Origin of the sequence: Larkinella arboricola (assembly GCF_003259745.1) — a bacterium.
In the GTDB taxonomy this organism is placed as follows: Bacteria; Bacteroidota; Bacteroidia; order Cytophagales; family Spirosomataceae; genus Larkinella; species Larkinella arboricola.
Genome location: NZ_QLMC01000001.1, coordinates 1,082,907 through 1,096,322, shown reverse-complemented (window position 1 = coordinate 1,096,322; position 13,416 = coordinate 1,082,907). Strand labels below are relative to the sequence as shown.

The following is a 13,416-nucleotide window of genomic DNA, read 5'->3' as shown; positions in this document are numbered from 1 at the left end:
TGCTCAACTCCGCGAAACAATCTTTGAAACCTATTTCGCCAAATTGAGCAGAGAAAGATAGAGCGAAGCTGAGAATTAGAATTCGAGGACTTCGTTGTCGCCAAAGTTTTCGTACGACGAGGTGATGACCTGATCGCCCGGTTCCAGGCCCGTCAGCACTTCGAAATATTCCGGGTTTTTGCGGCCCAGCGTAATGTTCCGCTTCACGGCCCGGTTGCCTGTTTTGTCGATGACGTACACCCAGTTGCCGCCCGTATCGGAGAAGAACCCACCTACCGGCAACAGCGTCGCTTTTGAGGCTTTGCCCAGTTCCAGCTGGATTGGCGTCGACTGACCGCGCTTGATTCCCGCCGGAGCACCTTTCGTGAAAATCATATCCACTTCAAACCGTCCGTTTCGCACTTCCGGATAGACGCGGGTAATCTGCAATTCGTGGTTTCCGCCGTTGTATTCAAACGTTCCTTTCAAACCCGCAAAAATCCGGCTGTTGTAGTGTTCGTCGATGCCGACGCGCATTTTAAAACCGTTTAAATCGTCGATCTGGCCAATGTTCTGCCCCTGATTGATGTTGGAGCCGACTTCTACGTCCATCGATGACAACTGACCCGAAACCGGCGCTTTCACAACCAGGTTATTCAGCGTTTGCTGCCAGAGGGCTACGTTTTTCTGGGTGCGGGCCAGCGTTTCTTCCAACTGTTTGATCTGAATCATGGCGTTCTCCTGCTGGTATTTCTGCGATTCCACCTCAATTTTCCGCTGCTCAATCAGGCGGTCGTAATCCCGTTTGGCGGTCAGATAATCCTGCTCAGGGATGGCTTTGTCTTTGAAAAGCCTCGTTTGCCGCTCATAGGTATCTTTCGCCTTATCAAGCTGAAAATCCAGGTCCGACAATGTTTTTTGCAGCGTATACCGCTCTACCCGCAACCGCTGCCGGGTGTTTTGCAGATCGTTCACCAGTCGGTTTGCTTCCGTTTCCGATTGAAGGAAGTTCAGTCGCAGGTTCTGGTTTTCCAGCCGCAGCAGCGTTTCGCCCTGCTTTACCATGTTACCGCCTTCTACCAGTTTCTCCGTAACGTAGCCGCCCGCAATGGCATCAAGCCGAATGGTTTTCAGGGGTTGAACCACCCCGGTTACGACAATAAAGTCGTCAAACGTGCCCGTCGAAACGGTGGATATTGTAATTTTATCTTTCTCGACGTTCAGCTTAGAACGGTGATCAGCCCATATAAAATTATAAACCAGCAGTCCCACTAACGCTATCCCACCGCCGACAAGCGCAATTCGCTGATTTGTCCAGAATCGTTTTGGTAATACGCGATCCATTACTTTTAAAATTGTTGATTGGTAGATGATTCAGAGTTGGATACCGTTTCCAGTGTTTCCCAACTATTCCGTCTAGTGCCAATTGACGTGCCAGTAATCAACCAATACTGACAATCAATACGTTACATTGGACTTATTGCCTTTTTCCTGTCCACATGCGGACAGGTTTTGTCCGAAAGCGGACACGGACAAAAATAGCGTATCTTTCGGCCAAAAACCGCTGGTATAAGCCACTTTGCAGGGTAGCTTGAGACTGGCTATATTTAGGCAATAAATCGCTATCCTGCCTGCATAAATGATGCGGTTTTGACCACCGTTTTAGAAAATTATATGTCCAAAATCCTGATTATTGACGACGATGTTGATGTGCTGAGCGCGGCTAAATTGCTGCTCAAACGCCACTACCCCCAGGTTGATATTGAAAAAAATCCTGAGAAGATTCCGTTTCTGATCACCAACGGTAGCTACGATCTGGTGTTGCTCGACATGAACTTCCAGCGCGACAACAGCAGCGGCCGCGAAGGCTTTCTGTGGCTCGACCGCATTCTGGATATCAAACCAACTACGGCCGTCGTCCTGATTACGGCTTACGGTGACGTAGAAATGGCGGTGCGGGCCATCAAGTCCGGTGCCCGCGATTTTGTACTCAAACCCTGGGAAAACGATAAACTGCTGGCAACGCTGCACAATGCGCTGGAAGGCGGCGCCGGACAAGGTGCCGCCAAGGGAAATGGGCAAAACGGATCGGCCCCAGGTGCCCCGGCTTCGGGCAAGGCCAATGCCTCAGGCGCATCGTACATTGCCGTCAGCCCCGCCATGCGGCAGGTTTTTGCCACCATCGAGCGCGTCGCTGAAACCGATGCCAATGTGCTGATTTTGGGTGAAAATGGCACCGGAAAGGACGTGGTGGCCCGCGCCCTGCACCAACGGTCGCTCCGGCGCGACAAACCGTTTGTAAGCGTCGATCTGGGGGCGCTCAGTGATAGTTTGTTTGAAAGCGAGCTGTTCGGACACGTCAAAGGTGCCTTCACCGACGCCCGTGAGGACCGCGCCGGACGGTTTGAAGAAGCCCAGGGCGGCACGATTTTCCTGGACGAAATTGGCAACATCTCACTCCCGCAGCAGGCCAAACTCCTGACGGTTCTGCAGCAGCGGGTAGTCACGCGCGTAGGCTCCAACAAGCCGAAAAACATCGACGTTCGGTTGATCTGCGCCACCAACTCACCGATTTACCAGCACGTCAGCGACCGCTCGTTCCGGCAGGATTTGCTGTACCGCATCAACACCATCGAAGTACACATTCCCCCGCTCCGCGAACGGCCCGAAGACATCCTCCCACTGGCCGAACATTTTCTGAAGCAATACCGCAAACAGTACAACCGCAAAGTCGCTTCCATCAGCCCGGCTTTGGCGCGGCAGTTGCAACAATACCGCTGGCCGGGCAACGTTCGGGAGTTGCAGCACGCCATCGAACGGGCTGTCATTCTGGCGCAGGGAAACGTCCTGGAGCCGGAAGATTTTTACTTTGGCACCAATGCTCCGGCCGCTATTCCGGCGGATAAAGAGCTTCCTTTCCAGGAAAATCTTCAGATTGAAGACATGGAAAAAAAGATGATTCAGCAGGCCATGCAGAAGTACCACGGCAACATTACCGACATTGCCCGGGAACTGGGACTGTCGCGGCAGGCGCTATACCGGCGACTGGAGAAATACGGACTTTGATGTATGAAACGATTCGCCACGGGGCTTTTTATCCGCATTGCCATCATTCTGCTTACCTGTTTACTGATCGCCTACGCCTGGTGGGCGGTTCCGGCCAGCCGGTCGCTGCTGGTGGGCCTCGGTATTATTCTGCTGACCGCCGAAACCGCCAATCTGCACCGGTACATCACCAGCCTGAACCGCAAGCTGACGCGGTTCATGGAATCGGTACGGTATTCGGATTTTGCCGTGGCTTTCAAAGCCGATAACGAGCTGGGGCCGAGCTTTAAAGAACTAAACCAGCAATTCAACGAAGTGCTGGAAGCGTTTCGGCAGGCGCGGGCCGAAAAAGAAGCCAATCTGCACTACCTCAACACCATCGTTCAGCAGGTAAGCGTGGGTCTGATTTCGTTCGATGCCGTGGGCAATGTGGAGATGAGCAATCAGGCAGCCCTGCGGTTATTAGGAATTTACCGGCTCCGACATCTCTCTGATTTACAAACCGTTCACACTGGATTGTACGACATTCTGACGGCCACACCCAGCAGCACCCCCGCCATTTACCAAAGCAGTTTTGAGCAGGAACTTTCGGTACGGTGTGCCACGGTCAGTCTGCGCGGTCGGCCGGTGACAGTGGCGTCGATCCAGAACATCCGGACGGAGTTGCAGCAAAAAGAACTGGAAGCCTGGCAGAATCTGACGAAGGTGCTGCGGCACGAAATTATGAACTCGGTTACGCCCATTGTGTCGCTGGTCGGAACGATGCAGCAGATTGTGAATACCGAACTGGCCGGAGCCGACGAAGAAGCCGTCAACGACCTTCGCGAAGCCCTGACCACCATCGAACACCGGGGGCGGGGCATCATGCGGTTTGTGGATGCCTACCGCAATTTTACGGCTATTCCGCAACCCCGTCTGGCCGAAATCTCCGTCGAGAACCTCCTGAAAAACGTGATCGCGCTGGTTCAGGCTGAATTACAACAGCGACATATCATCCTGCAAGCCCCGCCCGTTCCGTCATATCTGATGATTTTTGCCGACGCGGGGCAGATCGAAATGGTCCTGATCAATCTCATCAAAAACGCGATGGAAATTCTGGAAGGACACCGCAAACCCAAGCTCAGGATCGAAGTAAAATCGGAGGACAACCGCCTGATTATTTACGTCAGTGACAACGGCCCGGGCATCGAACCGGAAGCCATCGAAAAAATTTTTATCCCGTTTTACACCACCAAAAAAACCGGTTCCGGTATTGGGTTAAGCCTTTCCCGGCAGATCATGCAGCTTCACAACGGCCAGTTGAAAGTAACCTCAACGCCGGGGCAGGGCAGCACGTTTTCCATGATTTTCTGATAAGAATACCGGCTCATTTTCAGCCTCGGGCCCAGAAGATAAAATCCGTCATCGGTACGTCGGCCAGCTGCGGGCGGATCAACTGCACAACCTGGCCCCGGTGGTAAGCCGCGTGATGACTCATGTGCATCAGAATGTCGATCAACGGGTTGGTAAAAGGCTGGCCCGACGTAGTTTTATACGAAATTATACGGTTTAGGCCCTCTGCCGGTTCGGCTTCCAGAAACGTTTTTAACCGCTGGGAATTCCGGTTGGATGTCTCGCTCATCCGGGCCATCGGAATGTCTTCCCAAACGGCTACGTTACTGACCTCACCCGTCAGCCGCGACAGCCAAATCTGCTGCGCCGACAAAATATGGCCCATCACCCTGACCGCGCGCTCGGGTGGATTTTCAACACGCACCAATGCGTCAATTACGGCCTGATTGGCCCATTGCTCGTAGTCGAGCAAACGAATAAGATAACTTTTCATGGCACTCAGATTAACAGTACGCAGAAAAAAGCACCTTTAGCCTAGCCTGCCCAAAACCGTCTTACGGCGTTGCCAGGATGCCGGCCAGGTTCGAACTGGGCCCCCGGCGGATGGCTTCATACAACACATCGGCAACATTCGTCCGGATGTTCAGGGTAATGAGCTTGGTATGCGTACGGCTCGGATACACCCGGTTCGACATAAACACGTACGAGGTATTGTACTGCGGGTCAACCCAGATAAACGTTCCGGTGAAACCCGAGTGCCCGAAACTCTGCGGACTGGCATATCTGGGCGCATTTCCCGTGTATTTATATGTCGGTTTGTCGAAGCCGATTCCCCGCCGGTTGCCTTTTTCCGGAAACTGATACCGTGTAAACTCCGTAACTGTCTGCGGGCTGATGAACTGTTTGCCGCCGTAATACCCTTTTTGCAGGTACATCTGCACCAGTTTCATTAGGTCATTGGACGAACCAAACAGACCGGCATGGCCCGAAACCCCGCCAAGCATGGCCGCCCCTTCGTCGTGTACCCGGCCCCAGACCAGCGTCTTGCGGAATACTGAGTCGTATTCGGTCGGCACCATGCGCGGCAAGGGATAAAACCGCATCGGATTGAACGTCAGTGTCGTTGCGCCCAGCGGTTCGTAGACGTTCTGTTTCAGGTAGTCCTCAAACTTCTGATCCGTCATTTTCTCCACAATTTTCGGGTAGAGGATAAACGACAAATCGCTGTAAACGTAATCCTTCTTGGCACTTACGGGCGAATCGCGAATCGTCTCGAAGATGGTTTTCCGGTATCGCCGGTGCATAAACAGATTGTCCGTAATCTCTATTTTATACGGTCCATGCTTCTCTTCATCAAAGGTCTTGTCCTTCCAGGTGCCATCGGGGTTTTTCGTATCCGTCCAGAACGCAATCGACGCCTTCAAACCGGCCTGGTGCGTCAGCACATCGCGCCAGATGAGGTTGGCCTTATTCGACTCTTTGAAATCCGGCAGATAGTCCGCCATCGTTGCGTCGAGGTTGAATTTACCTTCGTCCACCAGTCGCATCAGAGCCAGCGTCGACGTACTGACTTTCGTCACGGACGCCAGATCGAACAAGTCGTCTTCTTTGGTGGGCGTGAGTCCTTCGTACGTGTGGGTTCCGTAGGCTTTGCGGAAAATCACCTTGCCGTCCTTGGCCATCTGCACCACACCGCCCGGCGTCGCTTTCTGGGTGAGGGCCACCTGCATCAGCGAGTCAATTTTCGCCGTCAGAAAATAGGAGTCTACCCCCACTTCTTCCGGAATCGTGTATTTCAACCGGCCAATCGACGAGGTAGCAATTCCGTCGTTGCGTTTATACCGCTCGTTGACCGTCACCGGCAGTTTTCCTTTCGCCGGAATGGCGCCAAAAATCAGTTGAGCGGCCAGTTCTTCCGTGAATTGGGTTAACTGGTACGCCATGATAACGCCCCGCGCCTGGTCGAGCCCTTCCAGCTTCGCCAGCGCATACGGGTTTCCAAACACCGAAACCACGGCTTTTCCGGTTTCGCACAACTCTTTCAGCATCGCGACGGTTTTGGGCGTAACGCCGTATTGCACCGCCGGACGGATGTTGCTCAGGTGAACCCCCACCAGCAGCAGGTCATAGTCTTTCAACTCCTGCCGAATCCGTTTCAGAGTGGTGTCCGCCGTAGCGGCCGCTATGTTGAAATGCTTGACCGCCGTATAATTACCAAGCATTTTCTGGAAATACGTTTCCTGTGCGGCATCCAGCGAAACCGACGCAATCTTTTTCGTGCCCAGATTCAGCAACGGAATCAGCGGTTCACCCGACTCTTCTTTATCATTTTTCAAAACCGTCAGGGCCTCTTCCGTCAGCAGGCGGTTGAGCAGTTCGGATTCGGGTTCATTCAAATCCCGGACGAGGTTCATCAGGTCAACGGGTTTGTAGCGATCCAGCCCCGCCCAGGCTTTGGCCGCCAGCACTTTGCGGCAACGGGCATCAATGTCGGCCTGCGAAAGCCGTCCGTCGGCTATGGCCTGCTTCACTTCGGCAATGGCCCGCGGAATGTCGAGCGTATATTCCAGCACATCCATTCCCGCTTCGAGCCCCATCCGATCGGCAATACCGGACGGATAATATTTGGTGACCCCCTTCATGTTCATGGCGTCGGAATACACCAGTCCGCCGAAACCCAGTTCGTTTTTGAGCAAATCGGAAACGACCTTGCGCGAGAGCGTACTCGGCAGGTTAGGGGTAGCATCCAGCGCCGGAATGTTCAGGTGGGCAATCATAACGCCCGCAGCCCCGGCATCGATGAGTTTGCGGAACGGATACAATTCGAGCCCTTCGAGTTGCTGACGGTTTTTAGAAATCAGCGGCAAATCATAGTGCGAATCCGTTCCGGTATCGCCGTGGCCGGGGAAGTGTTTCAGGGAGGTTAGCAAACCGTTGTCCTGCATCCCTTTCATATAAGCCAGCGCCTTGCGGGCTACGGCTTCCTTGTCTTCGCCAAACGACCGGAAATTGATTACCGGGTTGTTTGGATTGTTGTTCACATCCGCGACCGGCGCAAAATTAATGTGGATGCCCAGCCGACGGCTTTGACGGGCCACGGCCGCTCCCATCTTATAAATCAGGTCGTCGCGCTCCTGAATGGCTCCCATCGTCATCTGGTACGGAAACCGTACGGTGCTGTCCAGCCGCATACCCAGCCCCCACTCACCATCAATCGCCACCAGCATGGGCACTTTGGTAACGGTTTGCAGCCGGTTGATCAGCCGGGCCTGCCGGATGGGTCCGCCCTGGAAAAACACAATTCCGCCAACCTGATACGTCTGCACCAGCCTCATCAGCGAATCTTCGTACCCCCTGCTCCGGTTCGAAAAACCCGCGACCATGATAAGCTGGGAAATCCGCTGATCGGGCGTCATGGCGTTAAACACCGAATCAACCCAGCGCGGATTCGCTTTTAAAAACGACGGAACAGTTTGAGAATGAGCCGTATGAAAAGACACAAAGAGGCTGAAGGCACAGGCTAACGAACGCAGACAAACGGAAAAACGCATGAGCAACAAATCAATGGTTATGCAAAAATAACAAAATTGAAGGGCTAAATGTGCTCCAACGCCTGCTTTAGGTCCGCAATCAAGCCCTCCGGTTCTTCCAGCCCAATGTACAACCGGATCAGATTAAACCCTGTATCACCGGGCTGGGCGGTGCCGTCGGCATAGCCGGAACTGGCCGGGAACGCCAGTGACTCGTGCCCACCCCACGAAACACCCAGCAAAAACCGTTTCAGCGAATTGGCAAACCTGTCAACCACCTCAATCTGATCGGTTTCGAGCGAAATGGTCAGCAAACCGCCACAACCTGACATCTGCCGTTTGGCCAGTTCGAGCTGCGGATTGGTTTTTGAATACGGGAAATAGACGCGCCGGACCTTCGGATGGTTTTCGAGGTACGCTACCACTTCGGCAGCCGTCCGGGCCGACCGCTCGAGCCGCAGCGGCAAAGTCCGCAGCCCGCGAATCATGAGCCACGCGTTCATGGGTGAGATAATACCGCCCAGCGTCATGTATTCGGAATAGAAGATTTTCCGCATCATTTCCTTCGTTCCACAGATCACGCCCGCCACCACATCGCTATGCCCGCCGATGTATTTGGACGCCGAGTACAGCACGACATCAATGCCCAGTTCAACGGGTTTCTGATACAAAGCCGTCGAGTAACTGTTATCGATCATCGTAACAATTCCGTGCGCCTTCGCCAGTTTTGCCACGGCGGCCAGGTCCTGCAACTCGAACGTGAACGTATTGGGCGATTCGAGGTAAATAACTTTGGTATTGGGCTGGATGGCGTTTTCAAACTGGCTCACGTCCGTACCGTCAACAAACGTCGTTGTAACGCCGAACCGGGGCAGAAAATTCTGCATGAGCTTGGTGGTCCAGCTATACGGTTTGGCCACCGAAACGATGTGATCGCCCTGATTAACGTTGGCAATTACCGCCGTGGCAATGGCCGCACTGCCGCTCGCCAGCACGAGGGCGTCTTCGGAGCCTTCGAGAGCCGCCAGTTTCTTCCGCAGAATTTCGACCGTCGGGTTGTTGCCCCGTGTATAAATCGGCAGTTCAAATTCATGGGGAAACATCCGGCGCATCGTCTCTACGTCCGGAAACATGAAATTACTGGTTTGGATAATGGGCGGGGCCACGGCATTGAAATACTGGCTGCGCTCTTCTCCGAGTTCATTGAGAATGTACGAAATATCCACGGGTAATTGACGTAAGTGATTCGGACGGCAGACCGTCGCGGTTTAACATTCAAAGATAATCTGCATTCAATGCGGGTCGAAACCGTACCGCCCTTAAAAGACCTTTTTGAGCAGCCAGTACAGGGGCGCTCCGCTGAAAAACAGGCCCCAGCCAATAGCCGCCGGAACCGGATCGCTCACAATCACATTGACCGAAACCGCTAGCAGAAACAGGATGAAAATCAGCGGAATCCACGGATACAGCCGAAGTTTGTAGCCCGTGTGCGGATCATTGCCCCGAACGCGGTGCCGAAACACAAAAATCGACGCAGCCGCACTCGCCAGCGCCAGGCTGTCAATCGACATGACGTAACTGACGATTTTCTCGAAGGTGCCGAGTACGAGCAACGACGCCAGCACCACAACCGTAATGAAGACCAGCGTAAACTCCTGCACCTGCGTCCGTTCGTTGACTTTCTTGAAAATGGGCGGCAGCACACCATCGTCGGCCATTGCGTAAAACACCCGTGGCAACGACAGTAAGGTTGCGTTGATGTATCCCAGCACCGAGATAAAAATCGCGACCGAAACAAAGGTAAAACCCCAATCGCCAAACAAAGCCCGCGCCAGATCGGCGGCAATGAGTTTGGAATTGGCCAGTCCGGCAAAGCCCAGTTGGTGGTAATAGGCGTAGTTGATGCACAGATACAAACAAATGACGATGGCCATTCCGATCAGAATACCGCGTGGGGTATTGCGCACCGGATCTTTAATGTCTGCGCCGAAATTCAGCGTCTGCTGATAACCGCCGTAGGTGTAAAAAACCGCAATCAGGCTAACGGCAAAGGCGGAAAAGAAGTTATACGTGCCGAGTGAAGAGGTATGCGTCACAACGGGAGCGATTTCCGCGCCTGGAGCAATGACGACACCCAGACAGAGCAGCGCCATCAGAACGATTTTGAGGCTACTGAGGATGTTTTGCAGCCGGGCGCTGGACTTGATGCCGAGGTAATTGATCACGAAGAAAAAAAGCACCGTTGCAATCACCGTTCCCTGAACACCGGCTCTGGTTTGCAGCGATACCGGCAGCAGCGGGTTGATGTATTCGGCCCCGATGAGGGCCACCCCAGCCAGACCCGCGCCGTACGTCAGCACAATGACCCAGTTGAGCATGAAAGCAAAAACCGGGTGGAAAGCCGTGGAGATCAGTTTGTAAAAACCGCCGGGGAAGTGATACCGGGCACCAATTTCGGCGTAGGTCAGGGCACCGCACAAACTCACAAAACCACCCGCCACCCAGGCGGCAAAAAATACCGTTGCCGACCCCGCCGATTGGGCCACGATGGCGAGCGTTCGGAAAATACCCACGCCAATGACCAGGCTAACGACAATCATTGCAACATCGAACGTGGTCAGTTTGGGCTGGATCATTGGCCTGTTTCTTATTTTTTCCGGTTTTTAGCGGCCTGCGCCTTTTCCCGCTGTTCTTTTTCGTAGGCTTCACGGTGGCGTTTCTCAGCCGACAGGTTACGGTACAGGCCGTTCAGAACGTAAATATCGTCTACTTCGTCGATGAGCCGGTGCAGTTGTTCGCGTATTTGATCAATGTTCATAGTAAATCAATAATCGTTGCAAGTCCAACGTGGACCTGACTATGGATAACCCGGAATCCTGATTTCGGGTTTGCTCAATGAAAAAAGAAGTACCCCAGCGCAATCCCGGCCAGTACCCCTGCGGCATCAGCAATCAAACCGGCCACAATGGCGTAACGGGTTTTCTTGATACCGACGGAGCCGAAGTACAGTGCAACGATATAAAACGTGGTGTCGGCGGCTCCCTGAAAAATGCAGGATAGCCGGCCTACGAACGAATCCGGCCCAAATTCTTTCATGGCGTCGATCATCAACGCCCGCGACGCGCTGCCGCTCAGGGGCCGCATAAGGGCAACCGGCAAGGCATCGGTGAAATCGGTGTTTACGCCCGTCAGCCCAATAATGTACTTCATCCCATCCACCACATAGGCCATCGCACCGGAGTTTCGTAGTGCGCTGATCGCAACCAGCATACCGACCAGATAGGGAATAATCCGGACGGACGTTTCAAAACCACCTTTCGCCCCCTCAATAAACGTATCAAAAATATCGACCTTCTTCCGCATCGCGCCGAGCAGAAACGCCACGATGATGACAAACAAAGTAACATTGCCCACCACCTTGGACACCTGCTCAATTTCCTCCTTTGGCAGCGATGAAAGGTACCACAATGCCAGCGCCAGGAAAGCCGTAATGCCGCCCAGCCAGCCCATTACCAGTCCGTTGAAGAGGTTGATTCGCTGTTTCAAAGCGACAATGAACATGCTGAAAACCGTGGCGACGTAGGTTCCAATCAGGCAGGGGATAAAAATATCCGACGGATCTTTAGCGCCCAGAATGGCTCGTTGCGCCATGATGCCCAGCGGTATGATGGTCAGCCCGGAGGTGTGCAGCACCAGAAACATGATCTGGGCATTGGAAGCCGTGTCCTTTTGCGGATTCAGTTCTTGCAAACTCTGCATGGCTTTCAGGCCGAAGGGCGTAGCGGCATTGTCCAGCCCGAGCATGTTGGCCGAGAAATTCATGATCATCTGCCCGTTGGCAGGGTGGTCTTTCGGCACTTCCGGAAACAATTTGTTGAAAAAAGGACCGATAATCCGCGCCAGAAAATTGATGGCTCCGGCTTTTTCGCCAATGTTGAGCAAACCCAGAAAAAAGGTCATGACGCCCGCCAGTGGCAGGGCAATGTCCATCACAGCCACTTTGGAAGAATCAAACAACCCTTCCACAATGGTCTTGAAAATTTCGGTATCGCCCAGAAAAATCAGCTTAAAGAGCGCAATCAGAAAGGCAATCAGGAAGAAAGCTACCCAGATGTAGTTAAGGGCCATGTTACGGGGAAACGCGTTATGTGTAGCAAAATAGCGGGTTTTTCGTTATTTCGCAACGAATCCTCTCCGATCAACTCTGATGTTCTCTGATTAACGCTGTGTAATAGTTATTAATCAGGGTTAATCAGAGAACATCAGAGTTGATCAGGGTTTTGTAGACAATGAGATATACCGTTTTATCACTTTTGCTAATTCCGCAATTTCTCTTCGCGCAGGGAAAACTGGAGCAGGCCATGATCCGGCAGGGACTGGTAGATATTCAGAAAGTCGATCCGACGATTCGGGTGGAGCTGAAATACTCGACAACCGACAATTTTATCGGCAAGGACGTGTACGGCGACCTGACGCGGGCCTACCTGCAACCGATGGCCGCCCGCAAACTGGCCCACGCCAGCCAATTGCTCCGCCAAAAGCACCCGGAACTGCGGCTCCTGGTTTACGACGCCACCCGCCCGCGCTCGGCGCAGTGGGATTTGTGGAATACCCTGAAGCACCTGCCCGTCAACGAGCGCGGAAAGTACGTTTCGAATCCCCGCAACGGCTCCGTCCATAATTACGGTTGCGCCGTCGATCTGACCCTGGCCACCAAAGATGGCAAACCGCTCGACATGGGCACCCGGTTTGACTACTTCGGCGAACTGGCGTACCCCGTAAAAGAGGATCAGTTACTGAAGCAGGGGAAACTAACGCAAAAACAGGTTGACAACCGGCGGTTGCTGCGGTCGGTGATGAAACAGGCCGGTTTCGCCCCGTTATCGGCCGAATGGTGGCACTTTAACGCCCTGACACGGGCGGAGGCCAAAAAGCAGTATAAGATTGTGGAATAAAGGGACGTTGTACAGATACGGCAAACCTAAACCGTCAGTTGCCGGTCCTTGATCAAACCGTGAATGTCGTTCATCAGCAGCCGTTCAAAAAGCTGGACCGTAGCGGCTGCATCCCCGTGGGCACGGTGGCGGTTGCTCACCGGTATTTCCAGCGAACGACACAGTTTACCGAGGCTGTAGGAAGGCAGACCGGGAAAAATCCGGCGACTGAGCTGCACGGTGCAGAGCCGGTTCCGCTCAAAGGGCAGTCCCACCCAGGCAAATTCTTTTTTGAGAAAACCGTAGTCGAACGGGGCGTTATGGGCCACGAAAACCGCACCCTGCGTCACGCGGTCAATTTCACGGGCCACATCAGCAAAATCGGGAGCCTCCTGCACCATCGCATCCGTGATGCCGGTCATGCGCGCAATAAATGGCGGAATCGGGCAACGGGGGTTCAACAGCGAATGAAAGCTATCAACCACCTCGACACCATCGTACCGAAAAACGGCTACCTCTGTCAAACGGGTTGGTCCTCCGATTCCTCCCGTCGTTTCTACGTCAACAATTGAAAACATCGTTTTGCAAGATACGTT

11 protein-coding genes are annotated in these 13,416 nt (G+C 53.5%); 3 read left to right on the top strand and 8 right to left on the bottom strand.

Annotated elements, in window-relative coordinates; all coding sequences use genetic code 11:
* Positions 1–75: 75 nt before the first annotated feature.
* Positions 76–1,323, bottom strand: coding sequence for an efflux RND transporter periplasmic adaptor subunit (locus tag LX87_RS04495; RefSeq protein WP_111626949.1), 1,248 nt, complete (start codon positions 1,321–1,323; stop codon positions 76–78).
* Positions 1,324–1,653: 330 nt separating this feature from the next.
* Between LX87_RS04495 and LX87_RS04490 the strand changes: the two genes are divergently transcribed.
* Both LX87_RS04490 and LX87_RS04485 read left to right on the top strand, forming a co-directional pair.
* Positions 1,654–3,045 (top strand): sigma-54-dependent transcriptional regulator, encoded by a 1,392-nt coding sequence (locus tag LX87_RS04490; RefSeq protein ID WP_111626948.1) that lies wholly within the window; start codon positions 1,654–1,656, stop codon positions 3,043–3,045.
* A 3-nt stretch (positions 3,046–3,048) separates the two neighbouring features.
* The gene (locus LX87_RS04485; protein ID WP_111626947.1) at positions 3,049–4,377 is read left to right on the top strand and encodes a sensor histidine kinase; all 1,329 of its coding nucleotides are present in this window, start codon (positions 3,049–3,051) and stop codon (positions 4,375–4,377) included.
* Positions 4,378–4,396: 19 nt separating this feature from the next.
* Here LX87_RS04485 and LX87_RS04480 read toward each other — a convergent pair whose 3' ends face one another.
* The 6 genes from LX87_RS04480 to LX87_RS04460 form a co-directional block, all read right to left on the bottom strand.
* Positions 4,397–4,849 carry a DinB family protein gene (locus LX87_RS04480; protein WP_111626946.1) on the bottom strand — a complete coding sequence of 151 codons (453 nt, stop codon included), beginning with the start codon at positions 4,847–4,849 and terminating at the stop codon, positions 4,397–4,399.
* Between the two features lie 61 nt (positions 4,850–4,910).
* Positions 4,911–7,907: a serine hydrolase domain-containing protein gene (locus LX87_RS04475; RefSeq protein WP_111626945.1), complete on the bottom strand. Its 2,997-nt coding sequence runs from the start codon at positions 7,905–7,907 to the stop codon at positions 4,911–4,913.
* A gap of 44 nt (positions 7,908–7,951) precedes the next feature.
* Positions 7,952–9,112, bottom strand: a complete 1,161-nt coding sequence (locus tag LX87_RS04470) for a trans-sulfuration enzyme family protein (protein ID WP_111626944.1) — start codon at positions 9,110–9,112, stop codon at positions 7,952–7,954.
* A gap of 93 nt (positions 9,113–9,205) precedes the next feature.
* A complete protein-coding gene (locus LX87_RS04465) occupies positions 9,206–10,522 on the bottom strand; it encodes an APC family permease (protein WP_111626943.1) in 1,317 nt (438 codons plus the stop codon).
* 11 nt (positions 10,523–10,533) lie between these two features.
* On the bottom strand, positions 10,534–10,704 hold the full coding sequence (locus LX87_RS28720; protein ID WP_166674451.1) for a hypothetical protein: 171 nt from the start codon (positions 10,702–10,704) through the stop codon (positions 10,534–10,536).
* A gap of 74 nt (positions 10,705–10,778) precedes the next feature.
* The gene (locus LX87_RS04460; protein ID WP_111626942.1) at positions 10,779–12,014 is read right to left on the bottom strand and encodes a spore maturation protein; all 1,236 of its coding nucleotides are present in this window, start codon (positions 12,012–12,014) and stop codon (positions 10,779–10,781) included.
* A 161-nt stretch (positions 12,015–12,175) separates the two neighbouring features.
* Here LX87_RS04460 and LX87_RS04455 point away from each other — a divergent pair, with 161 nt between their 5' ends.
* On the top strand, positions 12,176–12,841 hold the full coding sequence (locus LX87_RS04455; RefSeq protein ID WP_111626941.1) for a M15 family metallopeptidase: 666 nt from the start codon (positions 12,176–12,178) through the stop codon (positions 12,839–12,841).
* A 26-nt stretch (positions 12,842–12,867) separates the two neighbouring features.
* Here the strand turns inward: LX87_RS04455 and LX87_RS04450 are convergent, their stop codons facing one another.
* Positions 12,868–13,398, bottom strand: coding sequence for a 3'-5' exonuclease (locus LX87_RS04450; RefSeq protein ID WP_111627483.1), 531 nt, complete (start codon positions 13,396–13,398; stop codon positions 12,868–12,870).
* Between the last annotated feature and the right edge of the window lie 18 nt (positions 13,399–13,416).

Excerpts from the sequence above, each read along its gene's own strand:
- LX87_RS04495 (WP_111626949.1), bottom strand. The coding sequence starts at position 1,323 with ATGGATCGCGTATTACCAAAACGATTCTGGACAAATCAGCGAATTGCG.
- LX87_RS04490 (WP_111626948.1), top strand. The coding sequence starts at position 1,654 with ATGTCCAAAATCCTGATTATTGACGACGATGTTGATGTGCTGAGCGCG.
- LX87_RS04485 (WP_111626947.1), top strand. The coding sequence starts at position 3,049 with ATGAAACGATTCGCCACGGGGCTTTTTATCCGCATTGCCATCATTCTG.
- LX87_RS04480 (WP_111626946.1), bottom strand. The coding sequence starts at position 4,849 with ATGAAAAGTTATCTTATTCGTTTGCTCGACTACGAGCAATGGGCCAAT.
- LX87_RS04475 (WP_111626945.1), bottom strand. The coding sequence starts at position 7,907 with ATGCGTTTTTCCGTTTGTCTGCGTTCGTTAGCCTGTGCCTTCAGCCTC.
- LX87_RS04465 (WP_111626943.1), bottom strand. The coding sequence starts at position 10,522 with ATGATCCAGCCCAAACTGACCACGTTCGATGTTGCAATGATTGTCGTT.
- LX87_RS28720 (WP_166674451.1), bottom strand. The coding sequence starts at position 10,704 with ATGAACATTGATCAAATACGCGAACAACTGCACCGGCTCATCGACGAA.
- LX87_RS04460 (WP_111626942.1), bottom strand. The coding sequence starts at position 12,014 with ATGGCCCTTAACTACATCTGGGTAGCTTTCTTCCTGATTGCCTTTCTG.
- LX87_RS04455 (WP_111626941.1), top strand. The coding sequence starts at position 12,176 with ATGAGATATACCGTTTTATCACTTTTGCTAATTCCGCAATTTCTCTTC.
- LX87_RS04450 (WP_111627483.1), bottom strand. The coding sequence starts at position 13,398 with ATGTTTTCAATTGTTGACGTAGAAACGACGGGAGGAATCGGAGGACCA.